The organism is Marinilabiliales bacterium (assembly GCA_007695015.1).
GTDB lineage: Bacteria > Bacteroidota > Bacteroidia > Bacteroidales > PUMT01 > PXAP01.
Window position 1 is genome coordinate 1 of sequence record REEN01000077.1, and the last position, 18880, is coordinate 18880.

The following is an 18880-nucleotide window of genomic DNA, read 5'->3' on the forward strand; positions in this document are numbered from 1 at the left end:
GACCGGCTGGCAAATTATGCCCCCGCCCTGGTTTTCTATTTTACCCTGCCGGTGGCACTGGCCAATTATCCCGAAACTGCGGCAACCCTGCAGGCATTGATTTCGGTGGTGATGATACTTCTCGGACTGCTGGCCCTGGATGCACTTCTTAACGTATTTCAGTCAATTTACAGGACCTTCCCTATTTCAAAGGATGTAAGCATAAAGGGATATATCCAGGTAGCCAAAATTATAATATTTTTCATCGGTGGCATTCTGATCCTCTCCGTGCTCATAGGCAAATCGCCCCTTGTGTTTCTGGGTGGACTTGGTGCGATGGCTGCGGTGCTGATGCTGGTGTTCCAGGACACAATTCTGGGTTTTGTTTCCAGCGTGCAGTTGTCGGTCAATAACATGGTGAAGGTGGGCGACTGGATTGAGATGCCCAGCCGCAATGCCGACGGTGAGGTTTTTGAGATAACCCTCAATACGGTAAAGGTGCGTAACTGGGACAAGACCATCACCACCATACCCCCCTATGCCCTTGTCAAGGAATCATTCTACAACTGGCGTGGCATGTCTGAATCGGGAGGAAGGAGAATTAAGCGCTCCATAAGCATTGATATGAAGTCGGTTACTTTCTGCACCCCCGAAATGATCGACAAGTTCGGCCGCATAAAGGTGCTTTCGCAGTATATCAAAGACAAGGAGAAGGAGATGAGAAAGTACAATGAAGAGCATGACATTGATGCATCTGTTGTTGTCAACAGGAGGCGCCAGACCAATATCGGGGTGTTCCGCAAGTACGTTGAGCTTTACCTCCGCAACCATGCCAAGATATGCCAGGACATGACCTTCGTGATAAGGCACCTTCAACCCGGTCCAACCGGCATTCCCATAGAGATCATGGTTTTCAGCAAGGAGCAGTCCTGGCCGGTCTACGAATCCCTGCAGGCAGATATTTTTGATCATATTCTGTCGGTGGCCCCGGAGTTCGGGCTGAGGGTGTTTCAGAATCCCACCGGCGAAGATTTCAGGAAGCTGATTGACTGAAATCGATACCATTTTGAGACTGGAATTTCCCTTTCGGGGAAATGAACGCAGTCCCTTCCGCCATGGCAGTCAGGAATTCAGCTGATCCGAAAAGTGGTTCACCGGATTTACAGTAGCAGGTATCCTGCCCCGGTATATACCCCCTTATCCCTGCAAAGATCTCTGCCTGACCATCTCGTACACCAGTACAGAGGCTGCGGCAGATACGTTGAGGGAGCCTATCGGGCCTGAAACGGGAATTTTAACCTTTATGTCAGCCTGCTCAATGACATCAGGAGAAATACCTTTTTCCTCTGAACCCATGACCAGTGCCGCTGGTCCCCGAAGGTCTGCTTCATGGTAAAGCTTTTCAGCCTTTTCAGTTGCTGCAACGATCTTCAGTCCGCTCTCCTTCAAATAATTAACTGTTTCAGTCAGATTTTGCGTGCGGCAAACGGGTATGGTATGAAGCGCCCCTGCAGAGGTCTTGATGGCATCTGGTCCGGTCATGGCGCTGCCTTTGACCGGCACCACGATGGCATGCACCCCGGCGCACAGGGCAGTGCGAGCAACAGCGCCGAAATTCCTGACGTCTGTAATGCCATCCAGCACCAAAATGAAGGGTGTCTCGCCATTTTCATAAACAGCCGGGATTATCTGCGCAGGGTCATGCCAGGTAATGGCTGAGGTCATAGCGATCACACCCTGGTGGTTTATCCTGCTGATCCTGTTCAGTTTTTCGACAGGGACGAACTGGAAGGGCACCTCCCTGTGCCGGAGAAGGTTCAGGAGCGACTGCGCCAGGGGGCCCCGGAGACCGTTGCGCAGAAAGACCCTGTCGATCTCACTGCCGGCCTCAACGGCCTCCATTACCGGCCTTATGCCGTAAATGATGTCTTTTCTCATAAGCTCATGTTTTCCAGTTCGCCTGCAAGTTTTTCCCACCTCCCCATCTCATCAGCCAGCTTTTTCTTTTTTCTTTCGTAGCGTGAAAAGAAGTCCTGTTCGAGTCCCATCAGCGTCTCCTTGTCAGGTGCAGCAAGCAGCTCATCCATCTCGCCAATCTCCTTTTCAAGCTCGTTAATCATGTTTTCGGCACGTCTGACCTGGTTCTCGAGTTTTCTGACCTCTCTTATCTTCTCCTTTTTTCTCTCCCATGAGATCTTTCCGTCGCTTGCCGGCTTCTCCTTTTGGGGTTTAGCTTCAGCTTTCACGGCACTATCCAGGGCATCGAGCGATTCGAGTTTCTTTTTTCTCAGGAAATCCCATATACCTCCCACATTCTCTTTTACACCCCCGTTACTGAATTCGTATATCTTCCCTGCCAGGCCATCGAGGAACTCCCTGTCATGCGACACCAGAACCAGGGTGCCGTCATATCTGAGCAGCGCCTGCTTCAGGACATCCTTTGAGCGCATGTCGAGATGATTTGTGGGCTCATCAAGTACCAGCAGGTTATAAGGTTCCAGCAGAAGCTTAGCTATAGCCAGCCGCGACCGTTCGCCTCCCGACAGCACCTTCACCTTCTTGCCGGTATCCTCTCCGCTGAACAGGAATGCTCCAAGGATTGCCCTGACCCTTGTGCGTATGTCACCCACGGCAATATCATCAATGGTCTGCAGCACGGTTTTCTCTTCATCCAGCAGCTCGTCCTGGTTCTGTGCGAAATAACCAACTCTGACGTTATGCCCTGCTTTCATACCTCCATCGAATGGTAATTCTCCTACCAGTATGCGTGACAATGTGGTTTTGCCCTCACCGTTGCGGCCTACAAATGCGATCTTTTCACCCCTCTCGATAACCATATTGACATTCTGAAATACGGTATGGTTACCGTAACGTTTGCCTGCATCCTTCAGCTCGGCCACAATGCTTCCCGACCTCGGGGCAGGGGCAAAGCGCACATTCATGGTGGAGGTATCCTCTTCGTCAATCTCGATGATATCAAGCTTATCAAGCTGTTTGATGCGGGACTGCACCTGCACTGCCTTGGTTGCCTTATACCTGAAACGATCTATGAACTTTTCGGTGTCGGATATCATCTTCTGCTGGTTGCGGTATGAGGCAAGCTGCTGTTCACGCCTCTCCTTGCGCAGTTCAACGTACCTGGAGTAGGCAGCCTTGTAATCATACACCTTTCCAAGAGATATTTCAATTGTCCTGTCCGTTACCCTGTCCAGAAAGGCCCTGTCGTGCGATATCAGCACCACTGCCCCGGGATATGCCGCAAGGAACTCCTCAAGCCACTGGATTGATTCAATGTCGAGGTGGTTGGTAGGTTCATCAAGCAGAAAAACCTCAGGTTTCTGCAGGAGCAGTTTGGCAAGCTCGATCCGCATTCTCCAGCCCCCGCTGAACTCAGAGGTGGCCCTGTGGAGGTCCCCTTCCCTGAAACCCAGTCCCCGCAGCGTCTGTTCCACGTCGGCGTGAATGTTTCCGCCACCGATAAGCTGGTACCTTTCGGTCTTCTCTGCCAGTTTGCCGATAAGCTTCATGTAATCGCCGGATTCATGATCTTTCCTTGAGGCTAGCTGGCCGTTTATATGCTCTATCTCCCGTTCAAGGCGCAGCACCTCCGAAAAGGCCGACATCGCCTCTTCGAAAACGGTCTTCCCGTCATGGTGCACCATCTGCTGGGGCAGGTAGCCAATGTTTATACCCTCGGGCACCACTATCTCTCCGCTATCGGGTGTGACCTGTCCCTTGATCATCCTTAGCAGGGTTGTTTTTCCCGCACCGTTACGGCCCACCAGTCCTATCCGGTCTCTCCTGTTAATCTGGAATGAGATGCCGCTGAACAGCTCAAAATCGCCGAAATTTATTGCTACCTGGTTGACCGAGATCATAAATACCTTAGTTTAGGGTGAGCAAAGATAAAAAATATTTTACCCGCTCCGTGGGGCGGGGTATAATCTTAAGTTATGCAGTGATACCGGATAATAATTAACTTTGCATCAAAAAAACAGAAAGTGCGAAGAAAGAAACCGCTGCCGCTTCTTGAAAAAATCTCAATAACCGGAATAGCTGCCGGTGGCAAAGCTGTTGTCAGGCATGATGACAGGGTGGTATTCGTGCCTTTTGCCGCACCGGGCGATGTCGTCGATGTGCAGGTTACGAAAAAGAGGCGTAATTTCCTTGAGGGGAGCATTGTCAGGTTTCATGAGATGTCGGACCACCGGATCGAACCGGTTTGTGAACATTTCGGCATATGCGGCGGCTGCAAGTGGCAGCACCTTTCCTATGAACAGCAGCTTGAAGCTAAGCAGCAGGAGGTAACCGACCATTTCAGGAGGATCGGAAAGTTTGACTTCCCTGCTTCCGAGCCCATCCTGGCCGCCCCTGCAACGGAGTTTTACAGGAACAAGCTGGAGTTTACCTTTACTTCCAGGAGGTGGCTTACCGGAGAGGAGTTATCGTCGGGCGAAACATTTGATGATATGAGGGCCGCGGGGTTTCATATTCCGGGCCGGTTTGACAAGGTACTCGATATAAAAAAGTGCTGGCTGCAGCCCGATCCGTCAAACCCGATAAGGCAGGCAATCAGGGATTATGCTATTGAGCGCAACCTTGAGTTCTTCGACCTTGTAAGGCAGGAGGGTTTTTTGCGGACACTGGTGGTGCGGACAAGCTCAAACGGGGAGGTGATGGTGATAGTGGTTTTTTTCAGGGATGACAGGGAGGAGATCCAACGGTTGCTGGAATTCACTGCCGGCAGCTTTCCTGAGATCACTTCGCTTATGTACGTTATTAACCCCAAGGCCAACGACACCATTTCCGACCTTGATGTGAAACTGTTCAGCGGGAGAGATCATATAACAGAGGAGATGGAGGGCCTGAAGTTCAGGGTCGGCCCGAAATCGTTTTACCAGACCAATCCGGCCCAGGCTTTGGAACTCTACAGGATAGTCAGGGATTATGCCCTTCCGCGAAAGCGTGAAACTGTTTACGATCTCTATACCGGAACCGGCACCATTGCCCTGTTTCTTGCGGGTCAATGCGGGGTGGTGCGGGGACTCGAATATGTGGAGGATGCGGTTGAGGATGCAAGGCTCAATGCGGCAGTGAACAATATTGACAATGCCACTTTCCATGCCGGAGATATAAAGGAGCTGCTGACCCGCGAATTTACTGACCGGCATGGCAAACCAGATACCATAATAACTGATCCGCCGCGTACCGGCATGCATGGCGATGTCGTGGGCAGGCTGGCGGAGATATTGCCGCAGAAAATAGTGTACGTAAGTTGTAATTCGGCAACACAGGCGAGGGACATAGCGTTGCTTGACCATGCCTATCGTGTTGAGAGGCTGCGTGCCATTGACATGTTCCCTCATACGCACCATGTCGAGAGCATGGCGCTGCTGACCAGGCGCTGATATCTTCCCGGAATACCATGCTGCCGTCAGTGATCTGACCGGATCCGGCCCTTTTTCATGATTTGTCAAGGTGGAAGATGACCCTGCCGAAGCCTTCGATGGCTTTTTTATCGAGATGCGAAACCGATTTGTCAACTCCTGAGCTGCTGATCAGTTCTCTTTCAGCCCTGTTCATTTTTTCCAGGGTGAACTCACCGCCAAACAGTCCCTTTGCCACGGCATGATCACGCAGCTTTTCGCTGAAAGCCCCTTTAAACTGACTGGCGGCTTTATCTCCTTCGCACATATGGCAAAGATACAGTCCGAGTCGTTTCCTGAGCAGGTCAGCTTCATTGTCGCTGCAGAACTTCCGGATCTTCTCCTGTATCCGGCCCATGTGTACCGATCCGCCGATTATTATTGTATCGTAACCCGACAGCGGCGGCGGGTGCTTGTCCCTCAGGTTGATCATCTCGACCTTTTTCCAGTGCATACCGGCCAGCATGCGGGCTGCCTTTTCGGCACAACCGTGACGTGACATATATATGATTACAGCAGCCATACTTGTATTTAGCACATTATTAGCATTATAGAACCTGATACCAGTGCGGGATATCTTAACTGTCTGCCGACAGGGTATTCCCCTGACGGTAATATTCTGAATAATCCTTTACGACCCGGGCATATTTTGACGACAACATCCTGAGGAGAGGGTGAACGGGTGAATATACCCTGTTGTCAATACTCCGAACCGGCAGGACTCCCGGCGACGTTCCTGTAATGAAGCATGAACTGAAGCCGTTAAGATCACCTGAGTGTATTTTTCTTTCCTCGTATGCTATGCCTTCCCGGTTGCATATTTCCAGGATGTATTTTCTTGTTATACCCGGAAGAACATCCTTTTCCGGGGGTGTAACGACCAATTCATCTTTAATCGCGAAAAAGTTTGATTTGCTTCCCTCGGTAACAAAGCCTTCTTCGGTGACCAGGAGTGCTTCCATTGCATTTTCCTGTCTGATTCTCGCTGCAATGGATACCCTGAAATTCATATCAATTATCTTGCAGTGTACATCCAGGCGTTCTGCGTTGACCGTAATAAGGTGAACACCCTTCTGGTATTCGGTTGCGGCAGGATAGTAATGGGGTATGAAGTAACTGTATATATGGGGGGGTGAAATGCAGTCAACATCACAATGCAGGACCACCCTGATATTTCCGTCACCGTACTCACTGTTGACGTCGATGAGGAGCTTTATGTTATCCATTATTAAGTTTGCCGGCGGTATGCTTGTAACATTCCTTCCTGACGCTGACCTGATCAGCCTTTCAATGTGATCTTCAGCAAAAAGAGGGACTTTATCCTGTACTTTTATTACCTCGTAAAAGGATATACCTCTGCTATATATCCCCTGGTCAAAATGAAATGCTTCAGAAACATTGTTGTTTTTTACAAAAAAGTCACCCAGTGGTTCGCCTGATCGTGATAGTTTACCTGTTGAAGTTGTAGTCATGGTTTTAGGCTCCGGCAGCAGTTCTTGAATATAAACACAAAATTGCCCGCCTTGTTTAAAAATATTGTTTATAAGTTATTTATTTGTATATTGTATTACGATTAATCCATCATATGATGGCCGGCAGGCGGAAACTGAAGAAACATATAAATAACCTCTGCTTCAGGGTTACCGGTGAATGTTTCACATTCCTTGAGCATACACCCTCGCTGAACCAGGAGAATGTGCAGCTGATAATAGCTGATGCAGTCGAACTCAGGAACAGGCTTGTTTTTATGTTAAATAACCCGCAACCGGGTCACGGTAATACCAGAATGTATTACCGTGATATCAGGAAGGAGCTGCATGAGAAGACAAGAGAGCTAATCGGGAGACTTAACAGCCTCCCTAGGTAGAAACTGCAATATCACCTTTTCTTTATCGCCTCGTCAATCTCCCTTGAAAAGCTGCTTTCAGTCCTTCTTGCAGCCTGTCTGAACGCTTCCTCTCCTGCGCTTTCGGGGCTTAAATGTGAGCCGGTGAAACCTTCCAGATCCCTCCGGTATATAACTCTTCCGCCGGAATGTTCGAGTGACAATGAACCGGTGACCCTGGAATTCGTGAATGAGCCGGTCTCACCTGTCACTGTTGATGAAGCTGTTATTCTCAATATATAATCGGCTTGCGATGTATCACCTGCTGCAATATAGCCCGATGCAATCAACGATTTCCTTGCACTCTCGCCAATTATGCCGGGAATTAGGGGATGGCCGAGGTTTGTTTCCTCCGATATAATTGCGATAACCGGAGGCTCCGCTCTTATTGTCACCTCAGTGCCGGGGGAGCCAAAGCGCCTGATCAGTCTTCTTATAACGGGGTCTCTTGTCGATTCTTCAAGTATCGATTCAATATCGGCTTCGACCCTGAACGTTTCCGTTGCATCAATCGACCTTACCACATCGATTCCAAAGCCTGCCGAGCCGTCCCTGGCAGTCCTTGTACGGTTGTTTCTTATGGGCCGGCCGGTATATGTTGCTATCAGCGGGAAATCGGGAACAGGCCCACCGCTGAACTGCGTGACCCTGAACCTCAGTAGCGACGAGGGAATCTCATTCCCGGTTTTTACAGTTATTACAGGAGTTTCAGGTTCGATCTCAATCTGCGAAATTGTGGCCGACAGCTCATTGAATATTTCAGTACCCAGTTGCACCTGGCGCCCCCTGAATTCTGACGGCAGAGGATCATCCAGGTAATTGCGGATTGCCTCCATCGAGTTTATGAGGTGGACCAGACTGGTGCGCAGATGTCCGTCATCCCTTGCTTTCAGGGCGTGTTCAAGATGCCCGGCGGCAAGCTTTTTTGCATCCTCTCTTCTTCTGGCAACAATTTCGCGGTGCCTGGCCTCTGAAAGCCTGAAATACATCCAGTAACTCTCATGATCCTCCCATGTGCCGACTGTTTCATAACCTTCCAGGTCCTCAAGCGTTCTGGCTTCGACAGTAGCTGAGAAATCCTCCCTGAAGCCCAGGTTTGACTCAAAGGCATGAAGCACGGAACTTGATGAAATGGTGACCGAAATGCCACCGGCAAGGTCGGCCAGTGCATTCTGTCTTGCAGTCTGCTGGTATTGATGAACATTGGGTGTCTTACGCGCCCAGCCGATACCAACATAGTAACCGGGTATGACGGGGCGCCGGTTCACCCAGTCCGGCGCCGGCTCAGCAGGTTCCGGCAGCGACCTTCCCCCACCGCAACTGCTCAGATACAGAAGCAGCAATAGTACAGACATATATTTTACAGTACCTGCCATCATTTTTCCGGGTCATATTGGTTTATGGCCTGGCTGACGTGCGATGCCAGTCCCTTTACAAGTTCTTCCCTGAGGGCTTCAACCGGCTTTATGGTCTGGCGTGCCTCCAGGAGTGACCTGAGGCTTCTGATATGTCTTGGTTCATCCTGGATGACATCTTTCGGTGATTCCCTGTCTTTGTATTCCCAGTGACCCGGTACCAGGTTCTTTACATCGCCGTCGAATACTGCAAAATGTATTTCGTCGCGGGGATTAAGATCAGCTTTGCCCGAAAGAAGTATCGCTCCTGTTTCAGTTGAACTAAGCTGGTATTCAATTGATCCCCTGGTACTGTTGGCCCTTTTGAACTCATTATATGTGACCTTATGGTAGACAGTCCGTTCACTCTCCTCTCTTGTGACGTTATCCCTTACCTTCACAACTTCCCTGAGGTAGCCTCTTCTCTCAGTCCGCTGGATGCCGCCACCGGAAACTCCGAAGTTTGTCACCCTTGCGGTAAGTATTGCCCTGGCGGCCAACAGCCTTCCCACCTCTATTTCCCTGCCGGCGGCCGCCGCGCGTTCCTGCTCCCTCAGGAAGGCATCAATGTTCCGCTCATCCACAACCCTGATGAACGGGTTGCCTGTACCGCTCAGCTGCGATACTACTTCGCGCCTTAGTGTGTTATGTATCGTGCGGTGGCCGGTGGTATTCTCAAAGTCTGCAACAGCAATTGTCAGTATTCCTTTATCCAGTGCATCCTGCTGCAGCTCCCTTGCATCCTTGTAAGTTCCGTGATTGTTGATCAGCATGGAGAATGTATAGTAAGCCCTGCGATAATAGCCGCTATTATAATACTCCACACCTTCACGGTACAGAGGTTCGCTGCGTGAGATCCTCATATGCTGGTCAACGTCGCGGTAGGAAGGGTCGATCCTCTTTATCTCCGAAAATATAGCCTCAGCCCGGCTGAACTGCTCTTCTTCCAGCAATAACCTCGCTTCTTCGAAAGAGCGGTCCAGGAACCTTGGCCTGGCATCTTCATAATGCGAGCGGGCCTGGGCAGGCATAGCCAGATCAATCCCTGCGGCCCTTATCCGCTGGTGCCAGTTCAGAGCATCAAGATACCGGTATACCGTTTCCCTGTCATCACCCTCATTCCATGCCTGGGTTACCCTGGCTGCTTTTGCCTCAAGTGTCCTTTGCCCTGTCCTGCGGAGGCCGGTAGCCGCATCGACGTTGTTGCGGTTGGCATTGAATGATTGCAGGTACCTTTCAGCCGCCATCTCATAAAACCCTGCATCCTCGAGTTTCTCAGCCTGACGGGCAAACCTTCGCGATGCGCATGAGGGCAAAGTTGCAACTGCCAGGAGCAGCAAAAGTACCGGCAGGTAAGGTGTTATTGCTGAAAGCCTCTGCATTGTACAATTATTTTTCTTGTCGTTTATCCATTCTATCTCCCTGAATATCCTGCATCAAACTGCAGTGCTTCAATTGCGCCGCTAAGGTATACCAGGGGTGCGTTCCAGTTAATTGCTATCTCATTGGATGCGTATGAACACCAGTCATCAACGAATGATTCGTCAGGTACATCCGATGGGTAATCACAGCCGTCCTGCTGCCCGGGATTTGGGCCCCCTGCCAGAAGTCCGGGTACAGGATCAGGCAGCGGATCGGCATCCGAGGGCCGGTGGTGTACATGCATGGGTGTCCTGTAACCGTGCCCTGTCACGAATGAATAACCTGTGGCATTTCTGCCTGCCAGGTAATCGAGATTGTGCAGAGCACCATCAAGATAGCTCCTGTTACCGGTAATCAGGTATGCATTAATGAGCGCGATGCCCTGATTTGCAGCGACGGAATTACTGCCCCATACAAAGTCTCTCGGACTCCTTCCCATTACGGCATGATAAGGGCGGCTGCCCAGGTCTTCGATAAGTTCGTTTGCCAGCCTTTCGAGTCTGATCTTAATGATCTCAATGTTACCCGATGCAAATTGCGGCAGATCATCTTCTTTCCTAAGCAGCGAATAGTATGCAAGGAGCCTGACCTGGTTCCATGATGGAATTGGCATTTCAGTATCGGGAAACAGGTTGACGGATCTGAAATACTTATCATCGCCGGTGGTAATGAACAGTTCGGCAGCAGCCCATATGAATTCGTCTGTTACATTTCCGTCGCCGTAGGCTCCGGTTACAATATCGGGGTCATACTGCCTGTTCATATCATTCTGCCTGTAGTATAATTCGGGATTTTCAACAGCCCATTCCCAGGCATAGACAGCGGCATTTATGCAGGAGTCCGCCAGTCCCGGAACAATATTCTCATACTCCCTGAGTATTCTTGATGCCTGTGCCAGGACTGCGGTAAAATTCAGTGCGGCAGCAGTACTTTTCTGAACCACATATCTCTGGTTAACTGCTTCAGCCGGCATCAGCCTGCCTTCGAAGTTTGCGGTTGTCAGTTTATGATAAACTCCGCCGTCGTAAGGATCCTGCATTTTTATCATCCATCTCAGGTTCCAGAGCAGCTCGTTAAGTATGTCGGGCAGGCCGTTCCCCGTTTCAGGTATGTTCACCGTAAGGTTATTATAGTACTCCGGAAAATCTTCCAGTGCCGACAACATTGTTCCCATTGTTATCCCGCTGTTTACAACATATTTGTTGTAATCGCCGGCATCATACCATCCCTTCGGTGCCGATATTATGGTTCCCTCGGGTCTGGTCTCCGTGGCAGCGGAGGCATGCACCATTACATGGTTGTCGGGGTGTCCTGCCGGTCTTGCCCACTTACCGGCATATTCCCAGGGTAAGGGAGTGGACATCCTGTTAAAATAAAATGCCTTAAGAGAAGCTTTAGCAAGTGGTTCATGCACGGCCCCGGTAATTTCAAATGGCCATGAGTAACCAAGTCCGGGAACAACCACTACATAGACACCTGTGACTGTGAAATCGCTGAAATCGGCCAGCCAGGTCTCGACATCCGAATACGGGGCACTCTTCGGCCCGGTGGCTGTCCCGGTAAAAAGAGTATCTGCCAGGTCAGGAGTGGTTATGTGGAATATGTCTGCCGGGTATTCACGTACAGCTGCAATTTTGGGTGCATTGGGATAGTATCCTATCTGGTTTACCCTTATCTGCTCGCTTCGCCGTTGTGAAAAAGCTGACACTGATATAAGGGCCAGCAGGAAAAGTGATAATAATCTGATCATGTTTCTGAGAGTTTTATAATGAGAAATAAGGTCTGGCCGCAGGGCCTGACCTTGATTTAAATTAATTTAACTGCAGTGATGCTTCAGTAGCCACGTTCCTGCCTCATCTGCTCCATCTCCTGGTCGAAGGTATCCTTGAACTTTTCGTAGTTGTAGTCCAGTCTCAGCCTTTCGTCGTTGGATATCCTTTGGTTCATGGCATTAAGAATGTCCTGGCCGCTGAGTTCAATGGCAATATAGGTCTTGTACATCCCCTGTGCAGTCCTTGTAAGCTCTTCACAAATCACTCTTGTACCGGCCAGCCTCTGGTTTATCACCTCTCTTGAAAGACCTTCATAGCGCTGCATGAATTCTGAACGGTCGCCAACGGTTATATCCTGCACATAATTGTCAATCACGCTTTTAACAGTCACCTCTATCTGAGCGGCAAGCTCAGCCCTGGCGTTGCTCAGCGCCATCCTTTTTGAATTTGCCTGGTTGCGGCTTTCGGCAACCGAATTGGCCCTGAAAGTCTCATTGTCGGAGAAAAATTCAGGTCCGCTGCACAACACTTCAACCCTGGTTTCGCCTTCAGGTACAGCTGCTGTGTCTCTTTTAGAACGGCACTGGCTGAATGTTATCACGGTAATCAGCAATAATGCTGTCAGGTAATAGTAAGTTTTTCTTTCCATCTTTTATGATTTAGTTTGCTCGATTATTTACTGCCGGGTTATCAGATCTACCCGCAGGTTGTTAAAAAACAATTATGATGCCATACACGGCTTTGGCCGATAAATGTATAAAAAAACAATCAACTCAGGGGACTGTTAATCATAATTTTTTTATTTTGGAGGTTTTTAAATATTAATCCATTTAAGCAGGTTGCGCATGGAGTGTAAGTGTAGCATCGCTGGTCTGCCAATCAAATAAAAAAACGGACATGGGTAACAGGTGGTTTTTATATAAGAGTTCAGTGGTAGCCGCTCTGGCCGGTTTTCTTTTCGGGTTTGACACGGTTGTGATATCGGGCGCCGAACAATCTATTCAGTCGCTTTGGGGCCTGAGCAGTTCTTTGCACGGACTGGCAATAAGCATGGCCCTGTGGGGCACAGTTGCAGGCTCGCTCCTGGGAGGCTGGCCGGCCCACTACTTCGGTCGCCGTAAAACCCTATTGTGGATCGGAGTGCTATACCTGGTGTCTGCATTTGGGTCTGCCCTGGCTCCCGAGGTGTATTCGTTCATGATATCCCGGTTTCTGGGGGGACTGGGTATTGGTATCTCGACGGTTGCTGCACCCATGTTCATTTCCGAAATTGCCCCGCCCAGGTACAGGGGCAGGCTCGCCGGAATGTTTCAGTTCAATATAGTCTTCGGGATACTTGTGGCCTTTCTTTCGAATACCCTGCTGGCAGGCATCGGCGAGAATGCATGGCGCTGGATGCTTGGAGTAGAGGCTGTTCCCGCCCTGATCTTTGCATTATTCTGCATAGGCATACCTGAGAGTCCCAGATGGCTCATTGTTCGCCGCAGAGACAGGGAAGCCGGGATGGAAGTTTTTGAAAAGATCAATCCCGGGCTTGGCAGAGAAGAACTTGTTCAGCTCGTTGATGAGGTAGAGGCTTCCGGAAATCTTAAGCAGAACGCAGGGAAATTCTTCTCCAGGAGGCTGGTGACCCCTATAATGCTTGCTTTTTTTATTGCTTTTTTCAACCAGCTTTCAGGTATAAATGCCATTCTCTATTTTGCCCCGAGGATCTTCCAGATGACCGGACTGGAGGCACAGGCTGCCATGCTGCAGTCAGTCGGCATAGGCGTTACCAACCTTGTGTTCACCTTTGTCGGTTTATGGCTGATAGACAGGCTTGGAAGACGCACCCTGCTTTTTATCGGATCATTCGGCTATATCCTGTCACTAGGGTTAACAGCCTGGGCCTTTGCCTCCCAGAACTTTGGCCTTGTGCCAGTGCTGATATTTGCTTTCATTGCCGCGCATGCGGTAGGTCAGGGTGCTGTTATCTGGGTGTTTATAAGTGAGATTTTCCCCAACAGGCAGCGGGCTTTCGGTCAATCCCTGGGCAGCTTTACCCACTGGTTCTTTGCTGCGCTTATCACGCTGTTTTTCCCTTTCATGGCAGATGCTGTCGCACCGCAGTTTATCTTCGGCATATTTTGCGGAATGATGGTACTGCAGCTTGTATGGGTGAAGTTCTTTATGCCTGAAACCAAGGGTGTTCCTTTGGAGGAGCTTGAGAAGGAGCTGTAAAGCCGGATTTGCTATGACGTATCGGCAGCAGACAAATGCTTTCCGTCAGGTGGTGGTTGGAATATTCCCTCACTATTTGCCCGGGAAATTTTTGACAGCATCTTTTTCCTTTTCAGTGGCGTAGTTTTCCATGTAATAGCTTACCAGCGGAGGGGGGACTTCATCAATACCCACGAATATCATTGCTGCACTGTTCATACAGTATCTTAGTCCGGTCGGCGGAGGTCCGTCATCAAAAACGTGTCCGAGATGCGAACCACTTGACGAGTCGATTATTTCGGTTCTGATCATACCGTGCGACCTGTCAGTCCGGTACAGTATGGCCCCTTCTGTTACAGGCTCAAAAAAACTGGGCCACCCGCACCCGGAGTCGTATTTCGCATCTGACAGGAAAAGAGGCTGGCCGGTGGCCGCCGAATAATATATGCCCGGTTTTTTATTATCATATAGTTGCCCGGAAAAAGCCCTTTCAGTACCTGCATTCCTTAGAATCTCAAACTGCAGTGGATCGAGTTTCTGTTTCCATTCACTTTCGCTCCTTTTTATGATGTAGTCTCCTTTATCATTTTCCTGTGCTATAGGGTTCCGTGATCTCATATCATTCGGGTTTTGGGGTATAATTGTTCCGGGTAAAATGATTGCCAGGGCGGCAAATAGTATAATTATTCTTGTCATGGTTCCTGTATTTGACTGTTTTAAATAAACAACCGGCAGTTTGTTATGTTCAAAATAATATAAGCCGGAATATGGTAAATAGCTGTTGGATGATAAGACCGAAGTCAGTTTTTACCGGTTACCGGTAATTTCGCATTTCTGATCAGTGGCTTTGTTGTTGTTCTGATTAAATCCTGTTAATATATAATGGTTTTTTGCTTATTATTGTCAAAAAATATCCTTTATGAGAAATATTCAGGCAATATTGTTTTTTCCCATGCTGCTCCTGCTCTGCGGGTCAGCCGGCGCGGGCCCGGTTTCGGTAAGCGTGCTTAAATGGAAAGGCGGAGCTGCTGCGGCGTACACCATAATTCACGATGACCTGTGTAATCCAAGTGCTTCGGGGATTCACCGCTATGCAGACACTATTGCATACAACCGCGGGATCAGGTTCGGTGCAGGCGCTATTGTTGGCAGCTGTGTCAGAAAAGGAGAACCCATGTGGATGATCATGGAACGGATGGTCAGACACGGTCATGAGATGCTGAGTCACACCTGGTCGCACGGAGCCGCGGTTGACCTGGGCAGGGGCGGAGCGGACTGGGATGTTGGGAGGGATGTTGTGATGACGAAAAAGGTCATTGAAGAGAATGTGCCCGGGGCATCGGTCCTTTATATGATATTTCCCTATGATGCATACAATGACGACCGGCTTGAAGAGCTTAAGCACCATGGTTATCTTGGATCCAGGAGTGGCAGGAGAATGTACAATGACAGGGGAGTGGTAGTTGATTTCAGCAATTATGATCCTTTCAGAAGTAACCTGTTTGATGCCTTTGTATCAAAGGAAGAGCAGGATCAGTTACTTGCCGGAAGGGACTCTTCTCCGGTATCGATTTACGACAATGCGAATGATGATATTGAAATACAGCATGTTGATGCTGCGATAAAAACAGGAGGATGGAGTATCCAGGAGCTCCATTCAGTAGATGATGAGCAGCCATGGGGCTGGGGCAGGATGGGGGTGGACCGGTACAGGGCGCTCCTTGATTATGTAAGCGACAAGGCTGACAGGGGGTTGCTCTGGGTTGAGCCGCCCACAACGGTGTTAAGGTATATAATGACCAGGGAGCATATTGACGGACCGCATCTTGTTGATGGTAATACCCTGACATTTAGTTTGCCAGGAGAATTTGATGCAAGATATGCCACTGAAATTTCTGTTGAGATCCGAACAGGCAGCGATGTATCCACAGTAACCGGCAGGCAGGGAGATAAGACAATTACTGCCCGGAAAACGGGCAACAGGACTTTTGTAATGGATATCAACCCGGTTCTCGGTGATGTGGCTCTTTCCTATAACCGGTAACACTTCCGGGAATCCTTAACATTTCAGAAGCGCACACCAGTCCGACCAGGTCTTACGCAGTTGGCAGCGTGTGCCGGTTGCAGTAAAAGATCAGAATTGTTCATCGCCGAAGGTATCGACATCCCTTCTGAGTGTACGTCCGTTAAGGTTGAACGAGTAAGTTACGCTCAATTCGGCGACAGGGCCATACCGGTCATAATCAGTCTCCTTGAAGAATATCTGCCGGCCGCTGCTGTCGTATGCACGGGTTGACCAGTTTGTAACATTTGTACCAAGAATATCAAGTGCCCGTATAGTGAAGTTCCATGCCTGCCAACGGGGTGGTATATAGTTCAGGGCTGCCCCGGTCACAAAGAACATATCCTCCGAGCCCTGGGCAGTTACGGTAGCCGACCTCCAGTCGAAATCGACAACAAGCCTGAGCGACCTGTTCAGGAATATATTTACATTGCCGTTAAGGGTCCAGTTGGTGCTGCTGTTGTCTTCCATATAGCCGAAGAACTCACCGCTTACATTGAAATTATAGAGAGACCCGCCCAGGTAGATCCTGGCGATCCTGCCAATTGAAAGGTCTGTGTTGAGCTCGGCACCAAGTGCAGTCGATGTGCCTGCATTTGTGAAACTCCGTATCAGTATGTTCTCTTCGTCGTAAACTGTATATATCCTGAATACGGCATTGTTTGTACCCCGGTAAAACCCTGTAAGCCTGATATTCTGATTTCCTGCCCGCTTAAGGTATGACACCTCCAGATTATTCAGGTACTCAGGTTCAAGGGCCGGGTCACCCACTTCGTATACCTCGTGGTGCCTGCGGTAAAGAAATGGCGCCATATTCTGGGTTTGCGGCCTGTTTATTCTTCTGCTTGCCGCCATAGTCAGCTCATCGTTGTCAAAAACGGGATAGCTCAGGTGCAATGAGGGAAACAGGTTAGCCCTCTCCAGGGTGTATCTTGGCTTGGTCTCCCTGTCAAACAGACTGAAATAATCGGGGTTTTCAATATCCATAACCTGGTCTGTATATTCCATTCTCAGTCCGGCCATAAAACCCAGGTTGCCAGCATTGCCGGAATAGTTCAGGTATGCCGCATAAATTCCCCTCTTCAGATCAAAATCATTCTCAAGGCTGCTAAAAGAGCCCCAGATGTTTTGGACTACATTAAGGGTGTCATAGCTGAAAGAGCCCCTGTTGTTCAGGTATTGGGGCTGGAAGCCGGCCCCGATGCTGTGTCCGTTGTTAAGCTCTCTCTGGTAATCGATGTTCAGCCTGAACCCGTCAAGCGGGGTGTCATCCGACTGCATGAAATGTCTCTGTATGGAGGTTATAATATCGGCTGCCTCGTCATATGAATAGTTGGGGTTACTCAGGTCACGCCTCAGCTCAGTCCTCTCGTATGCCGCCATTATTCCCAGCTCAGAGTATTCGTCGGGCTCAAAACTGTATTGGGCAGTAATATTGTGAATTATTCCCAGTCTGTCACCTACATTGGGATTGAAGGTCCAGTAATCGGTATTTCCTGCATATGGGGGTGGATCAGTCAGCCCCTCTCCCCGGTACAGATAATATGCACCCCTGGTCTCGGTCCTGTTGGCAAAGAAATATGACAGGTCAAGCGATGATTGCTCCGATATGTCCAGTACCAGTCCCCCATTCACAGAGATGTTTTCGTGCAGTTCCGGCCTGGCACCGGTGCCGTGAAGCGTATAGTTTTCACCAGTGGGCTGCAGGATGCTGGCATTCCCGTTCCTTATCCCGTTAGTGTTCCTCTTATTGTAGTAAAGGTTGCTGTAAAGTGTCACCCTGTCGCTATGGTAAAGAAGGTCCAGATTACCACCGTACATGTCGTTGTTCATCTCGTAACCGCTGTATGGATCGGTCAACTCGCCCCACGGGGCAGATCCGCCCTGCAGCCGTGCTGAAACCGATAAACCTTCGATGGCTGCCCTTCGGGTGTTTATATTGATTATTCCTCCTGCACCCTGTGCATCAAACCTGGCACCGGGTACGGTAATTATCTCCACACTCTCAATTGAGCCGGCAGAGATCTGTGACAGTATCATGGAAGGCTCCATCGTTGTGGGCCTGCCGTTCAGGTAAACAAGAAAATCGGATGCGCCCCTTACCGAAACCTCACCGTCGGGGCTAACCAAAACTGATGGCAGCCTTGACAGGAGGTCGGAGGCGGTTCCGCCCCTTGCAGTCTCGAAGTCGGCCGCCCTGTAAGTAGTGCGGTCAATTCGTGACGATGAGGTGCGCGCCATAGCGGTTACCTCCACTTCCTCAAGTCCGGTAACCGACTGGCTGAGGTGGATTGTCCCCAGCGTGGCCCCTGGTGCCTGTGAATTTATATCAATGCCGGGTATCTCTTTTGTTTCGTATCCTATGAATGATACTATGAGCCTGTAACTTCCAAATGGCAAGCCGCCAATCTCAAAGTTACCGTTGCCGTCCGACACGTCGCCGGTTAACGGCTCGGCCGATTCGCCCTGATAGACAGCAATGGTTGCAAAAGGAATCCGCTCGCCGGTATCGGGGTCAGCAATTCTACCTGCCACTGAGCCGTTTTGTGCTGTTATTGACTTGAAGATAAAAAGTAAAATAACTGCTGTTGTCAGTTTGCTAAAGTACATATCATTGCCTCTGTTTTAAAAGCATTTGAACAATGTTTCTGATGTTACAGACAAGTAACAGGCAGAATAGTTTAATTTTTTAAATAATTTTAATAACAAGACCTTGCCCTGTAGATCAGTTAAATATAAGT

The 18880-nt window shown here is 49.5% G+C and carries 15 protein-coding genes; 5 read left to right on the forward strand and 10 right to left on the reverse strand.

The annotated features are described in order from the left end of the window. Positions 1–1032: mechanosensitive ion channel family protein (locus EA408_11365; GenBank protein ID TVR70331.1), on the forward strand; the 1032-nt coding region annotated here is incomplete at its 5' end. A 144-nt stretch (positions 1033–1176) separates the two neighbouring features. On the opposite strand, the gene rlmB is transcribed toward EA408_11365, so the two are convergent. Both rlmB and EA408_11375 read right to left on the reverse strand, forming a co-directional pair. After that, positions 1177–1917 (reverse strand): 23S rRNA (guanosine(2251)-2'-O)-methyltransferase RlmB, encoded by a 741-nt coding sequence (gene rlmB / locus EA408_11370; protein ID TVR70332.1) that lies wholly within the window; start codon positions 1915–1917, stop codon positions 1177–1179. Beyond that, entirely contained in the window at positions 1914–3857 is a 1944-nt protein-coding gene (locus tag EA408_11375; GenBank protein ID TVR70333.1) for an ATP-binding cassette domain-containing protein, read from the reverse strand. Before EA408_11375 ends, rlmB begins: the two co-directional genes overlap by 4 nt. A 123-nt stretch (positions 3858–3980) precedes the next feature. Between EA408_11375 and rlmD the strand changes: the two genes are divergently transcribed. Further along, the gene (gene rlmD, locus EA408_11380; GenBank protein TVR70334.1) at positions 3981–5387 is read left to right on the forward strand and encodes a 23S rRNA (uracil(1939)-C(5))-methyltransferase RlmD; all 1407 of its coding nucleotides are present in this window, start codon (positions 3981–3983) and stop codon (positions 5385–5387) included. Positions 5388–5442: 55 nt separating this feature from the next. Here the strand turns inward: rlmD and EA408_11385 are convergent, their stop codons facing one another. Beyond that, positions 5443–5928 (reverse strand): flavodoxin, encoded by a 486-nt coding sequence (locus tag EA408_11385; GenBank protein TVR70335.1) that lies wholly within the window; start codon positions 5926–5928, stop codon positions 5443–5445. Between the two features lie 55 nt (positions 5929–5983). After that, complete coding sequence (locus EA408_11390) at positions 5984–6877, reverse strand: hypothetical protein (GenBank protein TVR70336.1); 894 nt, start codon at positions 6875–6877, stop codon at positions 5984–5986. 113 nt (positions 6878–6990) lie between these two features. Between EA408_11390 and EA408_11395 the strand changes: the two genes are divergently transcribed. Beyond that, the gene (locus EA408_11395) at positions 6991–7272 is read left to right on the forward strand and encodes a hypothetical protein (GenBank protein TVR70337.1); all 282 of its coding nucleotides are present in this window, start codon (positions 6991–6993) and stop codon (positions 7270–7272) included. Between the two features lie 11 nt (positions 7273–7283). Here EA408_11395 and EA408_11400 read toward each other — a convergent pair whose 3' ends face one another. From EA408_11400 to EA408_11415, 4 genes are all read right to left on the reverse strand, one after another. Next, the gene (locus EA408_11400; protein ID TVR70338.1) at positions 7284–8669 is read right to left on the reverse strand and encodes a hypothetical protein; all 1386 of its coding nucleotides are present in this window, start codon (positions 8667–8669) and stop codon (positions 7284–7286) included. Further along, positions 8666–10066 carry a hypothetical protein gene (locus EA408_11405; protein TVR70339.1) on the reverse strand — a complete coding sequence of 467 codons (1401 nt, stop codon included), beginning with the start codon at positions 10064–10066 and terminating at the stop codon, positions 8666–8668. The genes EA408_11400 and EA408_11405 overlap by 4 nt, the downstream gene beginning before the upstream one ends. Before the next feature lie 32 nt (positions 10067–10098). Further along, positions 10099–11856, reverse strand: coding sequence for a cellulase (locus EA408_11410; GenBank protein ID TVR70340.1), 1758 nt, complete (start codon positions 11854–11856; stop codon positions 10099–10101). Positions 11857–11939: 83 nt separating this feature from the next. Continuing rightward, entirely contained in the window at positions 11940–12527 is a 588-nt protein-coding gene (locus EA408_11415; protein TVR70341.1) for a hypothetical protein, read from the reverse strand. A 248-nt stretch (positions 12528–12775) separates the two neighbouring features. Here EA408_11415 and EA408_11420 point away from each other — a divergent pair, with 248 nt between their 5' ends. Next, positions 12776–14098 carry an MFS transporter gene (locus EA408_11420; protein ID TVR70342.1) on the forward strand — a complete coding sequence of 441 codons (1323 nt, stop codon included), beginning with the start codon at positions 12776–12778 and terminating at the stop codon, positions 14096–14098. A gap of 72 nt (positions 14099–14170) precedes the next feature. Here the strand turns inward: EA408_11420 and msrB are convergent, their stop codons facing one another. Further along, complete coding sequence (msrB, locus tag EA408_11425; protein ID TVR70345.1) at positions 14171–14695, reverse strand: peptide-methionine (R)-S-oxide reductase; 525 nt, start codon at positions 14693–14695, stop codon at positions 14171–14173. Positions 14696–14996: 301 nt separating this feature from the next. On the opposite strand from msrB, the gene EA408_11430 reads away from it, so the two are divergent. Then, positions 14997–16121, forward strand: coding sequence for a hypothetical protein (locus tag EA408_11430; protein TVR70343.1), 1125 nt, complete (start codon positions 14997–14999; stop codon positions 16119–16121). Positions 16122–16211: 90 nt separating this feature from the next. Here the strand turns inward: EA408_11430 and EA408_11435 are convergent, their stop codons facing one another. Continuing rightward, positions 16212–18749, reverse strand: coding sequence for a TonB-dependent receptor (locus EA408_11435; protein TVR70344.1), 2538 nt, complete (start codon positions 18747–18749; stop codon positions 16212–16214). Positions 18750–18880: the final 131 nt, after the last annotated feature.